Origin of the sequence: Paenibacillus hunanensis (genome assembly GCF_014645615.1) — a bacterium.
In the GTDB taxonomy this organism is placed as follows: domain Bacteria; phylum Bacillota; class Bacilli; order Paenibacillales; family Paenibacillaceae; genus Saccharibacillus; species Saccharibacillus hunanensis.
On sequence record NZ_BMMB01000009.1, the window covers coordinates 20,446 to 40,576 of the forward strand.

Consider the following 20,131-nt stretch of genomic DNA (forward strand, 5'->3'; position numbering starts at 1 on the left):
ATACATTTCAATCTGCGTTGCTCCCTGTCATTTTACCCCATGCGCTGAGTTACCGCAAAATGTTGGTTCCCATTCGCTATCCATGATACAATACAACCAAATCAGCGATCTGCTAAAAGAAGGAGAACACCATTTATGGATTTGTCGCAAAAAACGCCTGAAAATCTGGAATTAATGATTGAGGGTATCAAAGCGAAGCTGCGGATGGCGAGTGGCGCGGCGATGCAAGCGTCCGCTTTTTCGCTGGAGCAATACGATGATATCTACGATGTGTATGATATCGTCATGAACAAGCCTAACCTGAGTATTAGCGAAGTGGAAGCGCTCGTGTCTGAGCTTGGACGTTTGCGCAATAAATAAGGTTGTTGTCGTACACTAGCCAGTCCCCTTTCTGTATATGGAAAAGGGGGCTGGCTCTTTTTTATGGAACGTTCACGAATTGTTTGCGTATAACAGGGTTCATACGCTGGCAAGCGGTTATATATAGTTAACTTATCTCTCGATATCGATACTATAGTTATAGTCGATAGGAATCCTGTACAGGCTTTACAGCGGTCGAAGCAACTTCACAGGCTCCATTGCTTCTACATGGTATCCGACGATAGAGATACGGCTGTACCGTATAACGCGACAGCCAGCTAGCAGGCAAACTTGATTCGTTTGCCATTTCTACTTTATTGTTGAAAGAGGGCGATTACGATATCATCACGATCCTTTTCTGAACGTCCTCGCTCCTCCGTGCTGCCCCTTTGGCTACTCATTGTACTGGTGCTCGTAGCAGGCGGGATTATTTCCTTTGGTCTGCTGGAGGGAGCGATCTGGCTCATTCAGACGATATTCGGAAACCGAATTCATGTATGGGAAAATGAATTTCAGCAGAGCTTGCGCTCGTATCATGGCGAGCCGCTACGCAGTATAATGCTGTTTTTCACGTATTTAGGCTCATTTTATCCAACCATGCTTGTATCGATCGGGTTTGCTCTGCTGCTCGTTCGGATGCGGCAATATCGTGAAGCGATTATGCTACTGCCCACGATGGGTGGCGCGTGGATAGTGAACACATTGCTCAAATGGCATTTTATGCGTCCGCGACCAGAGCTAGAATTCTGGGCGCCTGCGTCTGGCTACAGCTTCCCAAGTGGTCACGCGACGATTGCTGCTGCGATGTATGGCATGCTGTTCTTCATCTGGGCACGCTATCGTAAGCAACAAGGCAAGCGCATGCTGCCTGCGATCGTCTGTGGTATTATACTGATTATGACCATCGGCACGACCCGCATTTATCTGGGTGTACACTACCCAACCGATGTGCTTGCTGGATTTTTTAGTGGTTTTTGGTGGTTTGCGGCGTGTGCTTACTGTCTCTTTTTGTGGCAAACGAAGCGCCCTAGACAGCCTTTGCAAGGCAAGGCGTAAGGTCACACTTATGTTTCATGCTGCATAAACCATGTTTATATACGAAGTAAGACCGTAGCAACCAATTGCTGGGAGATATGCTGAAAAGCATGATATCTAAATCCTGATGAACTGCTATAAGGCACAGCGTACAACCGTCTTATAACAGAAGGAGGCATGGCTTATGTGGGGAATTATTATTAGCATCGTGCTTGCCATTATTATCGGTGTGATCGGCAATGCTCTTGCAGGCGATAACATGCCTGGTGGCATTATCGGCGCAGCGATTGCCGGATTTATCGGCGCATGGCTAGGCGCACTCGTATTTGGTAACTTTGGTCCGGTGATTGGCGGCTTTGCGATTATACCTGCCATTCTCGGTACAGCGATTTTTGTTTTTTTGCTTGGATTGGTATCCGGATTGTTACGTCGATCCGCGTAACTACCACCGAGCTTAAATATAGGCCATACTTTTGGTAAGCGATACTTCCATTATCCGACTCCTAAGAGAAGCTTCACTCGATCGTCTATGGCTAGGTCCTCCCATGGAGGATGTATATGCTATTCAATGTAACTTATACTAATTCAAGGAGTGATTGTTCATGAACGAAGCAGAAAAAGAGTATCCAGTACAAAGCAGTTCCACATTTCTGAAAGGTGTATTTATCGGGGGATTGATTGGTGCAGCTGCTGCTCTGCTGTTCTCTCCTAAACCTGGTCGTGAGCTGCGTGAAGACATCTCCGACAAGCTGTCTGTTGCTGGCGAGAAAACGAAATCCGTTTACAATACAGTGTCCGATCAAACTGCACAAGCAGCAGGCCTGATCAGCGACAAAACCGTAGAGCTGGCTAGCACAGTAGGTAACAAAGCGACTGAACTGGCGCAAAACGTAGCGACAAAGGCTTCCGAAATCACTACAAAAGTGAAAGATGGCGTAACGCCAACACCGGAGCAGGAAAAAGCGAAAGACAACATCATTAGCCATGTAGCAGAAGCATCCAAAAACATCGCTGACGATGTAAAAGGTGCTAAAGACGACATCGCTAAAGAAGTAAGCAAAGCGGCTGATAACGTAAAAGAAGACGCTAAGCCACTGACTCCTGACAACAAGTAAAATGAATTCCGGCGCATTATCGTCGCCAAGAGAATGATACATGATCATAGCCGGCTCATTGCAGTCGGCTATTTCTCTGTCCAGTACACCAATTCATCTGAGAGCGAGGGAACAACATGGCCGACAAAGACGACAAGCAGCTATCCCCTAACCCGCCAAGGGTAGTAGAACCGCCCGATACGATACGTGAGCATCCGTTCGAGCTTCGACACGAGGTGAAGCGCCTGAACGAACGCCTCGACCAGCTCACCGCCGCTCTCGACAAAGCCGAGATCAAGGACATTATCGAAAACTATAGCAGCGTCAAAAAACGCATCCTGACCAACTTCGTCGCCGGCGCCGCCCGCGGCCTGGGCCTATCACTCGGTACCATCGTTATACTCGCCCTGCTCGGTTACCTGCTGTCCCTACTGGTCAGCTTCAACCTCCCCGTCATCGGCGACTATATCGGCGAACTGCTCAAATACGTAAACACCTCCCAAAGCGGACGTTAATGCTCAGAACTTATTTTCATCAAGACGCACCAACACATAACATACCCACAATCCTCCATTGATCCGCAAGTTACGGCTGCGATTGAAGGAGGATTATTTATGATGGAATGCCTTTTGAATGACTTTTTCTGCTCTTCCCTCAAAATGCTTCATCTCCTCTGCTCTCACCACGCAGGGAAGTAATACATTCATCCAAGCAGGCGTAGAAAAAGAATAGGTTTGCGGTTTGCGATGAATCCAATAATTAAGTGCTAAATGCCACTGTCACAAGTACGAATAATTTTAAAATTCATTTCAATGTGTCAAAACATCTACTTCATACATATATGAGATCAACATATATTCAACATATATAAATAAAAAAAATTCTATACTGTATTTGTAATTGAATTGTTTTTAAAAAAAGATCGTATGTTATAAGCCGCACAGAACGGAGGCAAGGAAATAAGGGGAAAGGACTCCTTTGGAGGGGCGGGAATCTACAACTGACTCCTAATCCGTAGATTCCCGCGGCTCCACCCGAGTCCGTCCCCTTATTCCTTGCCGGAGTGGTCCCCCACTTACACATCCACTCTCACTCAATCCCAAAACCACAACCCATCCAAGCCAAATATAATCACCTTTAAGCATTATAAAAAACCTCAGCATACTCCCTACTCAAAAGCAAATTACCTTCACAAGTCCCACCTTCAATTCCCCCACCATCACCCCTAAGCAAAAACAATTCAAAAAAGGTATGCCCTTCCCCTCCACCCAGTAGAGAGAAAAGCATACCTTCATTCCATTGCCAACATCGACAATTGTATTCGATCCATCATTAATCCCATGCGGTTATCCTGATGAGGATGCGTTCGACATGATCTGCTTGAGCTTCTCTGTCGCACGCTTCTGGATACGCGATACACTCATCTGGGATACGCCCAGCTTTTGTGCAATCGCACGCTGAGATTGCCCCTCCTGAAATGCCAGCAGCAATACCTTTTGCTCCTGCTCTTTCAGTTGGCTCAGTGCTTGCTGTAGATCCATGCGTTTTTCTACCGCATCATAATCGTTCACATCGGCACTGATCAGCTCACCCAGTGTTGCGGCGCTTTCTTCCTGGGATAATGGAGAATCCAGCGAAACGTAGTGATAGCATTCGCGTCCAGCCAATACTTCAATCGTTTCCTCCTCAGATAGATCCAAAAATCCAGCAATTTCGCGCACGCTCGGGGAACGCTCCAGCTTCACGGTAAGTTCGTCAATCGCCTGCTGCACAAGGGCTCCCTTTTCCTTAATTCGGCGCGGAACCTGTATGTACCATGATTTATCACGCAGAAAGTTTTTCATGTGACCAATCATGCTTTTCATCGCATACGGTTCAAAAGGAATCCCCAGAGAAATATCATACTGCTGCAAAAGACGAATAAGCGCCATCTGCCCAACCTGATACAAATCCTCATACAGGTCAGGGCGATTACGAGCGATTTTACCTGCGGCCATTTTGACCATAGGCTCGTACTTTTTGATCAGTACAGTCGCAATATCGTTGTCTTTTGTCTGTTGATACTCCCAGATCAGGCCGATTGCCTCGTCCATCGATTCGGGGGGAGTCACTTTTTCACTCATACTCTTTCCTCACTTCGAGCAAGGCTTTTGGACATAGTCACGCGTGTACCCTGACCTGCCACATTCTCGATACGGACATCATCCATCAACGCCTGCATCAGATAAAAGCCCAGTCCGCCGATCTGGACATCGCTCAGTTCTTTGTCGTGAAGCGTCGTCTGGTCAGCCATTTCTTTCACCGTTTCGAAGCTCTCCCCTTCGTCCTCAACGATGATCGACAACGTATCTTCACCGATTTCAAAAATAACATCGATATGACCGCCATCCTGGCCGTATGCATACAATACAGAGTTGTTGCATGCTTCGGAGACAGCTACCTTCATATCTTCAATATCTTCATAGGAAAAACCCATTTTAGAGGCGATTCCGTATAAATTCAGGCGTACCACATCTACAAATTCTGCAGTGGCGGGCAGATTAAGTATCACTTTTTGAGTATCAGCTTTCATGCTATGTTCGATCCTTTCCTAGTGGGAATTCTCCTGAGGGGCGAAAAACTTGGCGATTCCGGTCATTTCAAACAGCTTTTGAATGTTGGAAGGAACTTCTTCAACGGCAAAGCTAGCATTCATGCCATGTCGTGCTTTGAGGATAGAAAGAAGAATACCAATACCGGTACTATCGATGTATTTCAGATCCTTCATGTTAACGATCAGATCCTGTTCTGCATTGCCAACAAGCGGCTCCATCACAAGACGAAAGTCGGGTGCTACAGACAGATCCATTTCCCCACTAACAAATACCGTGCAGGATTGCTCATCCATCTGGGTTACTGCATTAAATTTCTCATTTTTGTTGGTAGTCATAGACATTCTCCCCTGAACAATGGTTTCTTTACTAATAACCCAACGCCGAAAGCACTGAAACATGCGGCATCAGATCGGTTGATCACTATACCGACAATAAATAACCATTAATTTAATTATTATCCATTAAATGGTTGTATAAACAACTATCTAATCGCTGTGATCCATGCTCTGGATACTCAGCGGTACGCGATAACGACAACATCTTCCAAGCTGTGCACTTCTTACAAAAGAACGAAGTAGCGGATGGGTTTAGTAGACTGTTTTTTTAGCTTCAAATCTTCCCAGCTCCGACGAGTATCTTTCCAGTATGCTTTTTACACTTGCCATTTTGACGGGCTTGCTAATATAGTCGTCCATACCTGCGGCAAAGCAGCGTCCCTTGATTCCCTCCATCACATCGGCGGTCATCGCAATAATCACACTATGTTCACCATTCACAAGCTGACGAATCCGGCGCGTTGCTTCCAGACCATCAATATTAGGCATCTGCACATCCATGAAAATATAATCGTACGTATGATGACTTGCCATACGAATCGCTTCTTCACCATCATCTGCTGTATGCGGATGGTAGCCAAGACGCTCTAGCATCGTCACCATAAGCTTCTGATTAATCGGATGATCGTCCACAATCAAAATATGCGGGATCTGACTTCCTTGCTGAAGCAGACTCGTTGGACGTTCCTCCAGATGAGTCGTTTCCAGCTCACTCATTATATATTCTCTGGCCGAAATGGTAAATGCAAACACCGCTCCCCCCTGCGCTTCCATCTCATCGCAGGCAAGCTGGATATCGCCACCCATCATCTGCACCAGATTTTTGCAAATAGCTAGCCCTAGACCGGTGCCGCCATATTTGCGTGTAAGTGAAGAGTCCAGCTGGGAAAAAGGCTGGAACAGCTGCTCGCGCTTCTCCTGCGCGATACCGATGCCTGTATCCTTCACCTTGAACTGGAGCTCCATTCGTCCGTCCTGCTTGCCTGTGCATTGCACCTCAAGGTACACACCGCCGCGTTCAGTGAACTTGACCGCATTGGCAGTCAGATTAATGAGCACCTGACGCAAGCGTGCCATATCACCGAACAGGTACGCTGGCACCTCGTCGCTAATGCGATACACGAGCTCCAAATCCTTTTTCGACGCTTCCATCGAAAATAGACCGAACACTTCAGACAAACACGCTTCCAGTGAAAATGGATGCTCTTCTAGCTCCATTTTCCCGGATTCCATTTTGGTAAAGTCCAAAATATCGTTAATGACCATGACGAGCGCATCCGCACTGCTGCGGATAATCTCAGCATAGTCCTTTTGTTCCGATTGCAGCTCGGTTTCCATGAGCAGGTCAATCATGCCGATCACACCATTCATCGGTGTACGAATCTCATGACTCATCATCGCCAGAAATTCCGTTTTCGCCTTCGCCGCAATTTCAGCGTCTTCCTTGGCACGGATGAGCTCCTGATTCATTTTTTCCAGCTCCAGCGTTTTTTGCTGTAGCTGCATCGATTGCGTTTTGTGACGTTTGTTCGTTAAGTACATGTTCACAAAGCCCTCGATTTTGGACTTGAGAATCTGTGGGATGAACGGCTTCACCATGTAATCGATCGCACCGGCAGAATAGCCGGCGAACAGGTGCTCAGCTTCTTTGCTGTTGGCAGAAATGAAGATGATCGGTATCTCCTTAGTCTTCTCCCGCGCTTTGATCAGCTTAGCCGTCTCGATACCATCCATGCCCGGCATCTGAACATCCAGCACAATCACAGCAAACTCGTCCTTAAGTAAACAACGCAGCGCTTCCTCTCCCGAGGTTGCTTTGACCAGATTGTAGCGTTCACTTTCAAGGACGGCTTCCAGTGCGAGCAAGTTTTCAGGTCGATCATCTACAAGCAAGATGTGAATCGGTTCATGAAACCTCATGGAATCCCCCTACATTCTCTAGTTAATTTTCCGGTACACCTTTTCCATACGATCCAGCGGTTCATAGCTATCACTATAACCCGTAAACTGCATCGATTCCTTGGAGCCAAGCACCAATATACCAAAGCGGCTCAGACTCTCATGAAACAAGCCATGCACACGCTCACGCAATTTATCATCAAAATAGATCATAACATTTCTGCAAAGAATGACGTTGAACTCGTTAAACGAACGATCCGTCGCCAGATTATGCTCAGCAAATATAATATGCTTACGCAAAAATGGCTGGAAGATAACGGACTGATAACGAGCAGTATAGTATTCGGAGAACGAGCGTGTACCGCCCGCCTCCAGATAATTTTTCGTATACAGCTGCATACGCTCAATACCGAATACACCTTCTCTGGCTTGCTGAAGCGAGCGATTGTTCATATCGGTTGCATAGATTCTCGCCTTGTCCAGCAGTCCTTCCTCATGAAGCAAAATCGCCATCGAATACACTTCTTCGCCGGTTGAGCAGCCTGCATGCCAGATGCGAATATAAGGATAAGTACGCAGTAACGGTACGACCTTTTCACGGAACATACGAAATAGATGCGGATCACGGAACATCTCCGTGACCGGGATCGACAGGTTTTGTACCAGTCGTTCAAAGCACGAACGGTCATGAAGTACACGCTCCTGCAATGCCGAAATCGATCCTAGCTTTTCCGAATGCACATGATGCCAGATGCGCCGGGTTAACGAAGCGCGGGCATAATTGCGAAAATCATATCCGTATAGCCGATGCATGCCTTCTAGCAGCAGATCAATTTCTATATGTTCCCGTTCCGCAAGATTCGTTGCAAGCTGACTTTCACCCTGGGGCGATTCGGTTGTACTGGTTATTTGCTCATGATCGATTGGTGTCATTTCTTTTCAGCCCCAATTCTATTCACTCTTGGATTGTTGCCTGTTTATCATTACTCAAGTTTAGCACTTGAGTTCCATATTATTACATTAAAGAGACGGATGAAAAAGCCAACGTTCTACATTATACTTCATTTACCCACTTTTGCCTTCTACGAATACAGCCAAACTCGCATTAATGATAAAAGTTGATCCGTCTGGATTGGTTTTTTCACATAATCCGATGCGCCAGCCTCGATACACTTGGAGCGATCATCCTTCATCGCCTTGGCAGTCAGTGCAATAATCGGCAGCTTGTCATGCTCTGGCATCTGGCGAATAATTCGCATCGCTTCATACCCATCCATCTCCGGCATCATCATATCCATCAGCACCAGATCAAATTCCTGCTGCTCCACCAGCTCGACCGCCTCACGGCCATTCTCCGCAAAGGTCACATCCATCCGATAGCCTTCCAGCACACTCGACAGAGCGAACACATTGCGTACATCATCATCCACAAGCAGGATACGCTTGCCCTCAAACAGCGTCTCTTTATTGTGTAGCTTCTGCAAAATACGGCGCTTATCCTCCGGTAAATCTGCCTCCACACGGTGCAGGAATAAGGTTGTCTCATCCAGCAAGCGCTCTGGCGATTTGACATCCTTAACGATGATCGACTCGGCGTACTTACGAAGCTGTGTTTCTTCCTTATTGTCCAGCTCCTTACCTGTATAAATGATGATCGGCAGATCGCGCAGACGCTGATCATCACGAATACGATCCAGTAGCTCAAAGCCTGTCATATCGGTCAGCATCAGATCCAGTACCATACAATCGTAGCGCTTCGCATCCAGCTCCTGTAGTGCTTCCTGTCCGGTCGATACAGCGGTAATCGCGACATCATCATGATCGATCAGTTCAATAATCGACTTACGCTGAATCTCGTCATCCTCTACGATCAGCAGCTGCTTCAAGCCCTGCTCGGTATACGATTGGAGATGATTGAAGGCTTTCTCGAGCGATTCCTTGCTGGATGGCTTTTTCAGGTAAGCGATCGCTCCCATCATCAGACCCTGCTTCACATCATCCATGACGGAGATCACATGCACCGGAATATGGCGAGTGCCTGCATTGCTTTTCAGATCACTCAGAATCGACCAGCCATCCATAACAGGAAGCTGAATATCCAGAATGATCGCGTCCGGGTTGTATGTTTTGGCCATCTGCAAGCCGGTATCTCCCTGCATCGCCACCAGTGCGCGGAAGCCGCGTCCACGTGCCATATCCATCAGAATACGTGCAAACTTCGGATCGTCCTCGATAATGAGTAGCACTTTATCACTGGCTGCGATACGATCACGGTCATCCTCCAGCATGTCTGGCATATGCTGTGGAGGTAAGGGCTCAACCAAACGGCTTCGCGAACTTTGATGCTGGAGCAGATGGGCGGTCTGATCGGATGGCATATAAGCCGAACTCACATGATCGACAGATGTAGCTGCGGAGTTCACTGGCTGATCCACATCAGACGGCGATAGCTTCGGCAGATAGAGTGTGAATGTACTGCCACGTCCCTCCTCCGAGCGAACTGTAATTCCACCACCAAGCAAGCGTGCCAGCTCGCGGCTAATCGATAATCCCAGTCCGGTACCGCCGTATTTACGACTTGTTGTACCATCGACCTGCTGGAATGCCTCGAAGATCAGATCGAGCTTATCCTGTGGAATACCGATACCGCTATCAGTTACCTTGATTGCAATATAGGAGGAGTCCTTACGCAGATACACGGGCAAGTCTGTGCCTGTCGATTCCTCCAGTGACATTTCGATAAAGCCCTTCTCTGTAAACTTGAAGGCATTGGACAGCAGGTTACGCAGCACCTGCTTGACGCGATGCTCGTCGGTCACGAGTGCTTCCGGCACACCATCGGCAACCGAGATGCGCAGATCGATATTTTTCTTCGCTGCGACCGGGGCAAAGTTCATATTGACAAAGGTTTCCAATGCTTGAACAGGCACCAGCTCGCGATTGATTTCCATTTTGCCAGCATCGACCTTGGATAAGTCTAGAATTTCGTCGATCATTTTGAGTAGGTCTGCACCGGACATATAAATTGTACTCGCATATTCCAGCTGCTTGTCCGTCAGATTGCCATCCTTGTTCTCCGTTAATAGCTGTGACAGGATGAGTAGACTGTTCAGCGGTGTGCGCAGCTCATGCGACATATTCGCCAGGAACTCGGACTTGTATTTGCTTGTCACAGCAAGTTGCATCGCCTGTTGCTCCAGCTGGAACTTACTCTGCTCGATCTCTTCATTTTGTTCCTCCGCATGCTGTACCTGCTCTTCCAGCTCACGGGTCTTCGCAATCAATTCATTATTAAAATGCTCCAGCTCCTCCTGCTGACGCTGCAACAGGTCTTCGGAGCGCTTCAACTCCTCCGTCTGCTCCTCCAGACGCTCATTCGAGCGACGTAGCTCCTCCTGCTGCATTTGCAACTCTTCGGACTGGCTTTGCAGCTCTTCCGTTAAGGCTTGCGACTCACGCAGCAGCTGCTCGACATGTACACGACGGTTGATGTTGTTCACAATCACACCGAGATCCTGTGTCAGCATATGCAGCAGCTGCTTTTGCAGTGAGGTGAAGCCTTGTAGCGATGCTAGCTCGATCACGCCCAGCAGTTCATCCTCAAACAATACCGGATAGATGAGCAAACTTTTCGGTTGTGCTCCACCCAGTGACGAGTTAACTGGAAAATAGCCCGGCGGTACATCGTCGATCATAAGTGGCTGACGATCCGCTGCACATTGTCCAGTCAGACCTTCGCCGATAAACAGCTCTTTCCGTGCATTAACCTGACCCTCAGCCGCATATGCTGCGAGTAGCTGGATTCGATCCGGTGCTTCTGGTGTACGTAAATAGAGATGACCCATCTGCGCGCTGAGTCGTGGGGCAAACTCGTCAAGAAAGGTTTGTGCGCTTTGTTGAAGCGAGCTTACGCCGCGAAGCAGCTCGGTAATGCGTGCGGTGTTGGAATCGAGCCAGGACTGATCTTCTTTAGCCTGACGATATTTATCCTCCAGCTTGCGCTTTTCCTGTAGATCGGCGGCCATTTTTTGAAAGACTCTAGCGACTTCACCCATCTCATCCGTCGACTTCACACGCATACGACGAATCGCACCAAAGCGCTCCTCGGAGAAGCCCTTGATCATCGTCGATACTACGCCCAGCCCCTTACTAAAGCTTGGTACAATCCACAGCATCACTAATAAGCTGAGCAGAATGCCCAGCCCCATCACATAGGTTGTGATGCGAATGGAGTTCTGGTACGCCGTATTGGCAGCATCGATTTCCTTATCAATTGCATTGTCCTGAAACTCGGACAATACGGTAATACTATCGCCCAGATTCGTCTGCGCACTCAAGCCAACCTTTGTCCGATAATCGTTGGCAGCCGCAATCTGGTCACTCGCCAGAATATCGGTTACCTGACGAGCATATTCCACATAGCTCGCCCAGTTCGTAGACACGGTCGCAATAAGCTGCCTTTCCTCGGGTGTATCTGCGCCGGCAGATAGTAGCTTCAAATTGCCTTCGCCGCTTGTAATCGTTTGTTCAATTAGATTACGCGTCTGCTCTGGTGGCTGAGATGAAGCACTCAGTAGCAGATTCGCCACTTCACGGGCGATCACGTTCATTTCTGAGCGAACATCAGTCGAATAGCGTACCTTCAGATAGCGTTCCTGGTAGACCTTGTCGAGCTGTTCATTCATGTAGTTCATGCGGTCATACGTAATAAAGCCCAGCGTCATCAGAATAATAATGATGACACTGAACCCCAGTACGAGCTTTGTACGCAGCTTCATTCACTGTCCGTCCCTTCATGTAGCGAAATCCACACCAGACATTTGTCGTCATCGCGATCAGACGGTACGCTAACCTCGAAAAACATCCTTTGAATTTCGTCTTTATCCAGCTTATGGTTACCTGCTAACTCATCGATTAAAAATTGGATCTGCACATCCTGATCGCCTTCCACAGCTTCCAGTAATCCATCGGTATAAAGAACCAGATGACCATCACCTTCGTAATGGAAGCTTTTCGATTCCATATCAATTCGATCAAATAGTCCGACTGGCGGCGCGGTTGTACCCAAACGAGTCACTTCGCCTTGATCGGCGAAAAACAGCCCTGGTGGATGCCCTGCATTCACATAGTCGACGCGCTTGTACTTCGTATCTACAACAAGATAGATCGCTGTAAAATAATATTGTACGAGCTGGTTCTCAATATGAAGCTGATTAAAGCGTCGATTCAGCTCCTGAATAACCTTCTCCGGTTCCACATATGTAGTGACCGTATCCTTAAGTACGGAAGCGATAAACATACAGAACAAAGATGATGAAATTCCGTGTCCCATCATATCCAGCAAAATAATACCGTATCGTCCTTCGCCAAGCGGATACCAGGCATACAGATCACCTGCTAGCTCAAAGGAAGGCTTATATAACGCCTCAATCTGGAAATGAGGGTCATGAATCGGTGTACTTAGCACCGCATGCTGAACGAGACTTGCCAGCTTGAGTTCTTCCTGAATGTGCTGATCGCGTTCCTTATGCCAGTCCTTCTCGTGCTTGAGTCGCAAGGCAAGACGAATACGTGCCATCAGCTCGACCTTGTTAATCGGCTTGGTCACATAGTCGACAGCACCAGCATCCAGCGCTTCAGCCAGCTTTTTTGAATCGCCTACAGCGGTAACCATAATAACAGGAATGTCGCGCAGCTTTTCATCCTGCTGTAGTAAGCGACAGGCTTCAATTCCATCCATTTCTGGCATCATCATATCCAGCAAGATCAGATCAACTTCGTTTGCTTTGGATCGTGAGATCGCATCCGATTCACCTACGCCCAGATGCTGAAACATCTCTTTGGCCGAGGAGGAGGTTACGATATTGGTGTATTGCTCTCTTTTCAAAATCTCACGGATAATGATGACATTAGTCGGATTATCATCAACGATTAATATATTCATACATTCTCCTCATTCCTTCATTTCTGCTTGTCCCAAAGGGACTATATCCAAAACTCGTCAAAAAACCTTCAACACCACCGAGCAGGTGGAGTTGAAGGTATTGTCCAACAATTCAAGGCCCTTGCGGGGACGATGGTCTATGATTTTGATACAACCTCTTGGATCGCCCTCGGTGCATCGATTTCTCTGCATTGCCTAACATCATCGTGTCTGCTCATAGCGCTTCAAGTATGACGACGAGCAATGACCAGCACCTTACCTCTATCTAATTCTTCTTCATAAAAGTCAGCTTCTTCTTTGGTGAAGCCGAGCGATGTCATCTTGGAACGAAGCTCGTCACCGCGGGAACGAAATACGTTAGCCAGCGAATCAAATAAGCCTTCTTCCTTGATGCCGATCTCCTGTATACCTGCGGTATCAGCGATTTTATCCGTACGGTCCTTCTGATGAGCCAGCACGAAAATATCATCAAAGCCATACCCGGTACTTTTCAGTTCATTCACGACTTCAACTGCCTGTGTTCCATTTTCTACAACTTTTCCATAAGGTTTCGCATCAGTAGCACTCATGTTGTTCACCTTCCAGTTTAAAGTTTGTCAAAATGGTCATTGGTTCCATTAACCCGATCCTTCGCATTTGAAACACAACATTCGCTAATCTTTTTAAAAATATTAAAATCATCGGCGAATCGCGTCAAACTCTGTCATGCGCTGCGCTCATCATCGCTTATTGCGACCAGACATCGAAAATATCGGCACTCACAATGTGACCGGTATCGGGATCAGTAAATACTTTAAAAGCATAAAAATCATTATTGTAACCTTCACCATCGTCAGCTGTAAATTGCGGCTTGCCAAGTGCACGGGTAATCTCCTGCTTATTCAGCGCAATATGCTGACCATCCAACTCTACCGCACCAGCTTTCACTGGCACACTAATATAGTAGATCAAGCCATCGTCCATCAAGCCTACAGTCAGGTCATCATACCGATACTCGGTATAACCGGCTTGCGTTTGAGCAATCTCGGCAGGCTTACCTAGCTTATGCAGCAGATCCGCCTTCGAATCCTCTAGCGACACGCCATTCAGCGTACTGTACGTGTGTTGATGGTCCTCATAGACGGCATCGGATACGGATGGTTCAGCTACCGCAGTCGCAATCCGAATACCTTGATCCGGTGTGGAAGAAGCATATTGAGCAGTTTGTACAACCGCAGTCGGTTGTACGGGAGCAGCAGATACTTGATCGTAACCGGCGTCAGGGGACAATATTCCAGCGAGCAACATCATGAGAGTAATCATCGTCTCACCCTTTCTACGGTCTACCTCTTGTGTAACACTTGCCAGCCTGTCTACAAAATCAACTTAACGCGAAGGAGATTTACGCATTCTTTGCCAGATGTTGGCGGCGATATCAACCACATTCATCCATGCACCTTGCTTGCCGCCATATGTAGCAGCGTACGATTGTAATGTACGATCTTCCGGTGTGGAAGCTTTGACCATACCATGTGGATTCTCAGCAGACTCGTGATGGCTACCAGTGGACTTCATACGCTCGAATACCGCGCCCGTCACTTCTTTTGTCTTGAATGTCAGTTCCTTCACAACCTCGGTTACTTCACTCAGCACAATACCCAGATTATTTACAGAATCAACGACCGGATCAACCTGCTTCAGCTTGTGATCGACGTTGGCGGTAATATCGTTGACGGTACGAATCGTCTGCTTGACCTCATAAGTCAGCTCTTCCATCGTCTTCTGAACATCTTTCAATGTGGCGGATACATTATCCAGCGAATCTTTAGCTGCGAGTAAAACTTTGACTAGAAATACAACAAGTACGGCGAATGCGATCGCGATAACCGCGATACTGATATCGATGATCATAGATAGGTCCTCTCCTTCGTCACGATAGAAATTTGGGATGTCCTCCGAGGTAAATCCTCATGTATGGATGTTACTCATAACTACCCGCCAGCCTATACCACGAAACAAAAAGTACAAGCTTGCCGACTTGTCAAAGCGCTTGTTTCAAACGGAAAAACACGGGTTAACCATTCACTACCGACACTTCACGAAAGAAGGTGAGCATCCATGCTGAAATGGTCCGTTATTTTTCTAGTCATCGCAATCGTAGCCGGAATCTTTGGCTTCTTTGGCCTGGTGGAGGCAGCGGCAACTATCGCTAAAGTTCTGTTCTTCCTGTTCCTGATTCTGTTTGTGGTGAGTCTGTTGACCGGACGTCGAAAGACGTATTAGCAGGTAGCCCAACATACGAGTAGATTGCCAACGGCAGACTATTCCGATTATACGCGATAACGTAAAAAAAGCGAAAAAAGCATGATGATCCTGCAAAGGGTCATGGTGCTTTTTTCGCGTGGTGTTATCTCCATAATAAACGAGGGATTCTCCATAAATCCAGCTCAAATGTTAACGTAAGCTGATCTTTGCCAAAGGTCAGCTCCTTCACTTTGGCTACAGCAGGAATATACTTGGTTAGTGAAATACGAATCGGCTCTAGCTGCGGCCAATCGAATGCGCCATGCTTCACGATCGTATGTCGATGTGTGAGTACCAGCTCATTGCCTTCACGTACAGCATCAAAATCGAGCAAGCCGCCAAATGGAATCCCCCATAGGCTCCCTCTTACATCCGCCTGCACCACCGAGCCCTGCCAGCTAAACTCCGCTCCAGTCACCTTAATCCCCGGAGGAAAATGCTCTGCCCGATCCAGCAGCTCCTGCGTTGCCACATCGTTAAACTCCGCTGGTGTGAGTGTGGTTTCGAGCTTGCGCTGCTGAACCATCTGGATAATTTTCGCCTTGAGATCAATATCATTGTGCGTTAGACCTGGACTGCGTTCCGGTGCAATCATCCAGGCGAGCCAGCATACCGCTGCCGCCACCAGCAACGCAAGCACCAGCAGGCTGCCAAGCAATCGACGCCATAGCCTTCTACGCGGTGAATGCGATGACTTAGGTGTATTCTCTGGTGAAAAAGGCTCCTGCTTCGCTCTCGCTTCCTTATCCGGTTGGTGATGCTGATCTCCTGATTGCGTCAACGAAACGGCCTCCATTTCTGTGCAGAGACGCCGTGAACTCAGCGTGAATTCAGGTTTCCTTCGGCTCTACATGCACATGTACATAATGAATATTATGCACTTTGGCCATCGTATCTTCAACCCGATCGGTAATATCATGGCTGTCGCTCACCGACATATCCGCTGCTACCTCGATAATGACATCAACCAGAATCTGGCTACCATTGACCCGTGCCTTGATATCCTTGATCGACTCTACACCTGGAATCGAAGCGATTGTTTCTCTCAGCTCCGGTAGCTCCTTTTCATCAAAGCCATCGGTTAGACGGTGCATGGATTCTTGTAAAATATCCCATGCCGTTTTGCAAATGAGCAGGCCAACGACCAGTGCAGCAGCGACATCCAGCCACGGCATACCGAACTGGGAGCCGATAATGCCAACCGCTGCGCCAATGCTAACCATGGCGTCCGATAGATTATCCTTAGCTGCCGCCAATAATGCCTGACTATTCGTACGGCGAGCGAGTGCCAGATTATAGCGATATACACCATACATAATCGCCGCACAAAAGATTGCCACTGCTGCCAGCCACGGCTCGGGTGCTTGCTCATGCCCTCGGAACAGGGAACCGACCGCATCAATCAACACCTGAATGCCCACCATCGCCATAATCAACGAGGCGATAAGAGCCGCCACCGTCTCTGCACGAAAATGACCGTACGCATGATCCGAATCTGGCGGCTTGCGAGCAATCCGCAAGCCGATCAGTACAGCAATCGAAGCGACAATATCGGTCAGATTATTCATACCGTCTGCGCGCAATGCGCTGGACAGGAATACGTAGCCAAGAATGAGCTTGAATGCAGACAGTACCAGATACGATACAATACTGAGCCATGCCCCACGCTCGCCCTCTTTTAAATTCTGATACACATCCACCATTTCACTTGATCCTCCTACACTCGGCAGCAAGCTTACATCCTCACTCCCGATTTCATTTGTTCATCTTAACAAATGAAATTATTGTGGGTCTAGAGAAACGTTGTAGGGGTGGGCAAACCTTTTAGCCTATTGTAAATGTTGTAGTGTCGGGCAAATCATGTGGTGGGGGTGAAAATCTGTAACGGGGTGTAAACAGTTTTGCATTGGGGAAAGATGGAGATATCGAATGATTTTGTTCAATATAGTGAACGGGGATGGGGATTTTAAGATGTTTTTGGTGTTCTTTTGAAGTGTAGATCGGTGAAAGTTAGCTGAGTGATTGGGCATCAACCACTGCGGGAAGGAATAAGGGGACGGACTCGGGTGGAGCCGCGGGAATCTTTTGGATGAGGAAGAAATGAAGATTCCCGCCCCTCCAAAGTCGTCCTTACCCCTTATTTCCTTCCCTCCGTTCTGTACTCTCCTCAACATTAGTTTTTTTTTGAAGATCAATACCAAAACATTACTAGTAAAATAGAGAATGATCGTTCAATAAGGATTCTATACGTTTAGACTTGATGAACATAACTCAGGGGGGGTTAGGCAAAACATTTTACTGCTTGTCATCTGGGAATTTTTATTTATGTCTACTTCAAACGACTCCTTAGGCTCCATCCGAGTCTATCTCTTTCCTACGTCTTTCTTCTTCCTTCTTTCTTCCTTTAGTGGTGTATGTGCTAGCAAAACATCTTTCGTACATGTTCTAAATTTAGAAGATACGATATATCTTACATAAATTAAAAGGTATATCTGAGTGTTGAGCAAAACGGATTCTCACCCGGGAGGAGCAAAGGCAGTAGCAGTAAATGAAGATCGCAAAAAGCCTGAGCGATCGGGGATATTTTCATATCCCTGAACGTTCAGGCTGAGTATTACGTTATGAAAATCGGATTATGCGGATGAAAAAGGTATCGGCTTATACTTCAACCGGATACATTTTTTCGCGCATTTCTTGAATTTCTTTGCTTTCCAGATATTCATCATAGCTCATCATGCGATCGATGATGCCGTTAGGCGTGATCTCGATGATGCGGTTCGCAATTGTTTGTACGAACTGATGGTCATGAGACGTGAACAGAATGGTTCCGTCAAAGTCGATCAGACCGTTATTGAGTGCAGTAATCGATTCAAGATCCAAGTGATTCGTTGGCTCGTCCAGCAGCAGAACGTTACCGCCCATCAGCATCATACGGGACAGCATGCAGCGAACCTTCTCGCCCCCGGACAGTACGCTTGCTTTTTTCAAAGCTTCGTCACCGGAGAACAGCATACGACCGAGGAATCCGCGCAGGAACGATTCATCCGGGTCTTTGGAGTATTCGCGCAGCCAGTCTACCAGCGTCACGTCTACACCGTCAAAGTAAGCGGAGTTGTCGTTCGGGAAGTATGCTTGAGATGTAGTTACACCCCATTGATATGTTCCTGCATCTGGCTCTACCTCGCCCATGAGGATTTGGAACAGCGTTGTTTTCACATTGCCGTTTGGACCAACTAATGCGATTTTGTCGCCTTTGTTTACGGTCAGAGTCAGGTTGTCGATGACTTTTTCGCCATCTACTGTTTTTGTCAGACCGTCGATCAGCAGCAATTGCTTACCTGCTTCGCGCTCACCTTTGAAGTTAATGAACGGATATTTACGATTAGATGGACGAATGTCATCCAGCGTAATTTTATCGAGCATTTTCTTACGGGAGGTTGCTTGCTTGGACTTGGATTTGTTGGCACTAAAGCGTTGGATAAACGCCTGTAGTTCCTTCACCTTGTCTTCTTTTTTCTTATTTTGCTCACGGCTCAGTTGCAGCGCAAGCTGACTGGACTCGTACCAGAAGTCATAGTTACCTACGTACATCTGGATTTTACCAAAGTCGATATCCGCGATATGCGTACAAACCGTGTTCAGGAAGTGACGGTCGTGACTGACTACGATAACAGTGCCGTCATACGATGCGAGGAAGTTTTCCAGCCAGTGAATGGACTCGATGTCCAAGTGGTTGGTAGGCTCATCCAGCAGCAGGATGTTCGGGTTACCGAACAATGCTTGTGCTAGCAGGACGCGTACTTTCTCGTTGCCGTTCAATTCCTTCATCATTTTGTATTGCATTTCATTGTCGATACCGAGACCGTTCAGCATCTCAGCGGCTTCCGCTTCGGCTTCCCAGCCGTTCATTTCAGCGAATTCTGCTTCCAGCTCGCCGGCACGCATGCCATCTTCATCACTGAAGTTTTCTTTTGCGTACAGTGCATCTTTTTCTTTCATAATATCGTACAGACGCTTGTGACCCATAATTACAGTCTCCAGCACCTGAAACTCATCATATTCCGATTGGTTCTGTTTCAGAATCGCCATACGCTCGCCTGGAGTGATATGCACATCGCCTTCGTTCGGCTCCACTTCGCCAGACAGAATTTTCAGAAATGTCGATTTACCAGCACCATTCGCGCCGATCAGACCGTAACAGTTACCTGGTGTGAATTTAATATTTACATCTTCAAAAAGGGCGCGCTTACCATAACGCAGCGTGACACCTGAAGTACTAATCATGTATTCAACCCATCCTTATCCTTAGTAAAATATAGTAATGAAGCTTTCCAATCTCATAAAAAAAAGACAGTATTCGTTCGTATGAAACGACTGTTGGCAATAGTATACCACACTAATAGAGGTAATCGTAGGCGTGACTTGAGGTTTGTGATTAAATTTTAAAATTATATATAGATAAATCGCATACTTTCTATATTGTATTTTCATACAACAAAAAACACATCAATTATAATTCATGATGTGCTTTTTGATATCATTTGTTTCGTTTATGTACTAGATGAACCTGTAACAAAAAAGTACATT

General features: G+C 47.1%; 19 protein-coding genes. 6 read left to right on the forward strand and 13 right to left on the reverse strand.

Annotated features, from left to right (window positions below; translation table 11 throughout):
* Positions 1-135: 135 nt before the first annotated feature.
* From IEX62_RS19085 to IEX62_RS19105, 5 genes are all read left to right on the forward strand, one after another.
* Complete coding sequence (locus IEX62_RS19085) at positions 136-360, forward strand: DUF1128 domain-containing protein (protein ID WP_188777268.1); 225 nt, start codon at positions 136-138, stop codon at positions 358-360.
* 378 nt (positions 361-738) lie between these two features.
* Positions 739-1,416 carry a phosphatase PAP2 family protein gene (locus IEX62_RS19090; protein WP_188777270.1) on the forward strand — a complete coding sequence of 226 codons (678 nt, stop codon included), beginning with the start codon at positions 739-741 and terminating at the stop codon, positions 1,414-1,416.
* Between the two features lie 163 nt (positions 1,417-1,579).
* Positions 1,580-1,837, forward strand: a complete 258-nt coding sequence (locus tag IEX62_RS19095; RefSeq protein ID WP_188777272.1) for a GlsB/YeaQ/YmgE family stress response membrane protein — start codon at positions 1,580-1,582, stop codon at positions 1,835-1,837.
* Positions 1,838-1,997: 160 nt separating this feature from the next.
* Positions 1,998-2,510, forward strand: coding sequence for a YtxH domain-containing protein (locus tag IEX62_RS19100; protein ID WP_188777274.1), 513 nt, complete (start codon positions 1,998-2,000; stop codon positions 2,508-2,510).
* Between the two features lie 116 nt (positions 2,511-2,626).
* Positions 2,627-3,004 carry a DUF5665 domain-containing protein gene (locus IEX62_RS19105; protein ID WP_188777276.1) on the forward strand — a complete coding sequence of 126 codons (378 nt, stop codon included), beginning with the start codon at positions 2,627-2,629 and terminating at the stop codon, positions 3,002-3,004.
* A gap of 831 nt (positions 3,005-3,835) precedes the next feature.
* On the opposite strand, the gene IEX62_RS19110 is transcribed toward IEX62_RS19105, so the two are convergent.
* From IEX62_RS19110 to IEX62_RS19155, 10 genes are all read right to left on the reverse strand, one after another.
* Complete coding sequence (locus IEX62_RS19110) at positions 3,836-4,612, reverse strand: sigma-70 family RNA polymerase sigma factor (protein WP_188777278.1); 777 nt, start codon at positions 4,610-4,612, stop codon at positions 3,836-3,838.
* A complete protein-coding gene (rsbW, locus tag IEX62_RS19115; protein ID WP_188777280.1) occupies positions 4,609-5,061 on the reverse strand; it encodes an anti-sigma B factor RsbW in 453 nt (150 codons plus the stop codon). Before rsbW ends, IEX62_RS19110 begins: the two co-directional genes overlap by 4 nt.
* Before the next feature lie 18 nt (positions 5,062-5,079).
* Positions 5,080-5,418 (reverse strand): STAS domain-containing protein, encoded by a 339-nt coding sequence (locus IEX62_RS19120; protein ID WP_188777281.1) that lies wholly within the window; start codon positions 5,416-5,418, stop codon positions 5,080-5,082.
* A gap of 252 nt (positions 5,419-5,670) precedes the next feature.
* Positions 5,671-7,338, reverse strand: coding sequence for a hybrid sensor histidine kinase/response regulator (locus tag IEX62_RS19125; protein WP_188777284.1), 1,668 nt, complete (start codon positions 7,336-7,338; stop codon positions 5,671-5,673).
* An 18-nt stretch (positions 7,339-7,356) separates the two neighbouring features.
* The gene (locus IEX62_RS19130; RefSeq protein WP_188777286.1) at positions 7,357-8,250 is read right to left on the reverse strand and encodes a CheR family methyltransferase; all 894 of its coding nucleotides are present in this window, start codon (positions 8,248-8,250) and stop codon (positions 7,357-7,359) included.
* A gap of 149 nt (positions 8,251-8,399) precedes the next feature.
* On the reverse strand, positions 8,400-12,095 hold the full coding sequence (locus tag IEX62_RS19135) for a response regulator (protein ID WP_188777291.1): 3,696 nt from the start codon (positions 12,093-12,095) through the stop codon (positions 8,400-8,402).
* Positions 12,092-13,261, reverse strand: coding sequence for a SpoIIE family protein phosphatase (locus IEX62_RS19140; protein ID WP_188777292.1), 1,170 nt, complete (start codon positions 13,259-13,261; stop codon positions 12,092-12,094). Before IEX62_RS19140 ends, IEX62_RS19135 begins: the two co-directional genes overlap by 4 nt.
* Positions 13,262-13,485: 224 nt before the next feature.
* A complete protein-coding gene (locus IEX62_RS19145) occupies positions 13,486-13,830 on the reverse strand; it encodes a YflT domain-containing protein (protein ID WP_188777294.1) in 345 nt (114 codons plus the stop codon).
* Between the two features lie 157 nt (positions 13,831-13,987).
* Complete coding sequence (locus tag IEX62_RS19150; protein ID WP_188777296.1) at positions 13,988-14,563, reverse strand: hypothetical protein; 576 nt, start codon at positions 14,561-14,563, stop codon at positions 13,988-13,990.
* 63 nt (positions 14,564-14,626) lie between these two features.
* Positions 14,627-15,151: a DUF948 domain-containing protein gene (locus IEX62_RS19155; protein ID WP_188777298.1), complete on the reverse strand. Its 525-nt coding sequence runs from the start codon at positions 15,149-15,151 to the stop codon at positions 14,627-14,629.
* Positions 15,152-15,358: 207 nt separating this feature from the next.
* Between IEX62_RS19155 and IEX62_RS19160 the strand changes: the two genes are divergently transcribed.
* A complete protein-coding gene (locus IEX62_RS19160; protein ID WP_188777300.1) occupies positions 15,359-15,523 on the forward strand; it encodes a DUF1328 domain-containing protein in 165 nt (54 codons plus the stop codon).
* Positions 15,524-15,647: 124 nt separating this feature from the next.
* On the opposite strand, the gene IEX62_RS19165 is transcribed toward IEX62_RS19160, so the two are convergent.
* The 3 genes from IEX62_RS19165 to IEX62_RS19175 form a co-directional block, all read right to left on the reverse strand.
* Positions 15,648-16,325 carry a hypothetical protein gene (locus tag IEX62_RS19165; RefSeq protein WP_188777302.1) on the reverse strand — a complete coding sequence of 226 codons (678 nt, stop codon included), beginning with the start codon at positions 16,323-16,325 and terminating at the stop codon, positions 15,648-15,650.
* 49 nt (positions 16,326-16,374) lie between these two features.
* Positions 16,375-17,247, reverse strand: coding sequence for a cation diffusion facilitator family transporter (locus IEX62_RS19170; RefSeq protein ID WP_284446387.1), 873 nt, complete (start codon positions 17,245-17,247; stop codon positions 16,375-16,377).
* Positions 17,248-18,202: 955 nt separating this feature from the next.
* Positions 18,203-19,828 (reverse strand): ABC-F family ATP-binding cassette domain-containing protein, encoded by a 1,626-nt coding sequence (locus tag IEX62_RS19175; RefSeq protein WP_188777304.1) that lies wholly within the window; start codon positions 19,826-19,828, stop codon positions 18,203-18,205.
* Positions 19,829-20,131: the final 303 nt, after the last annotated feature.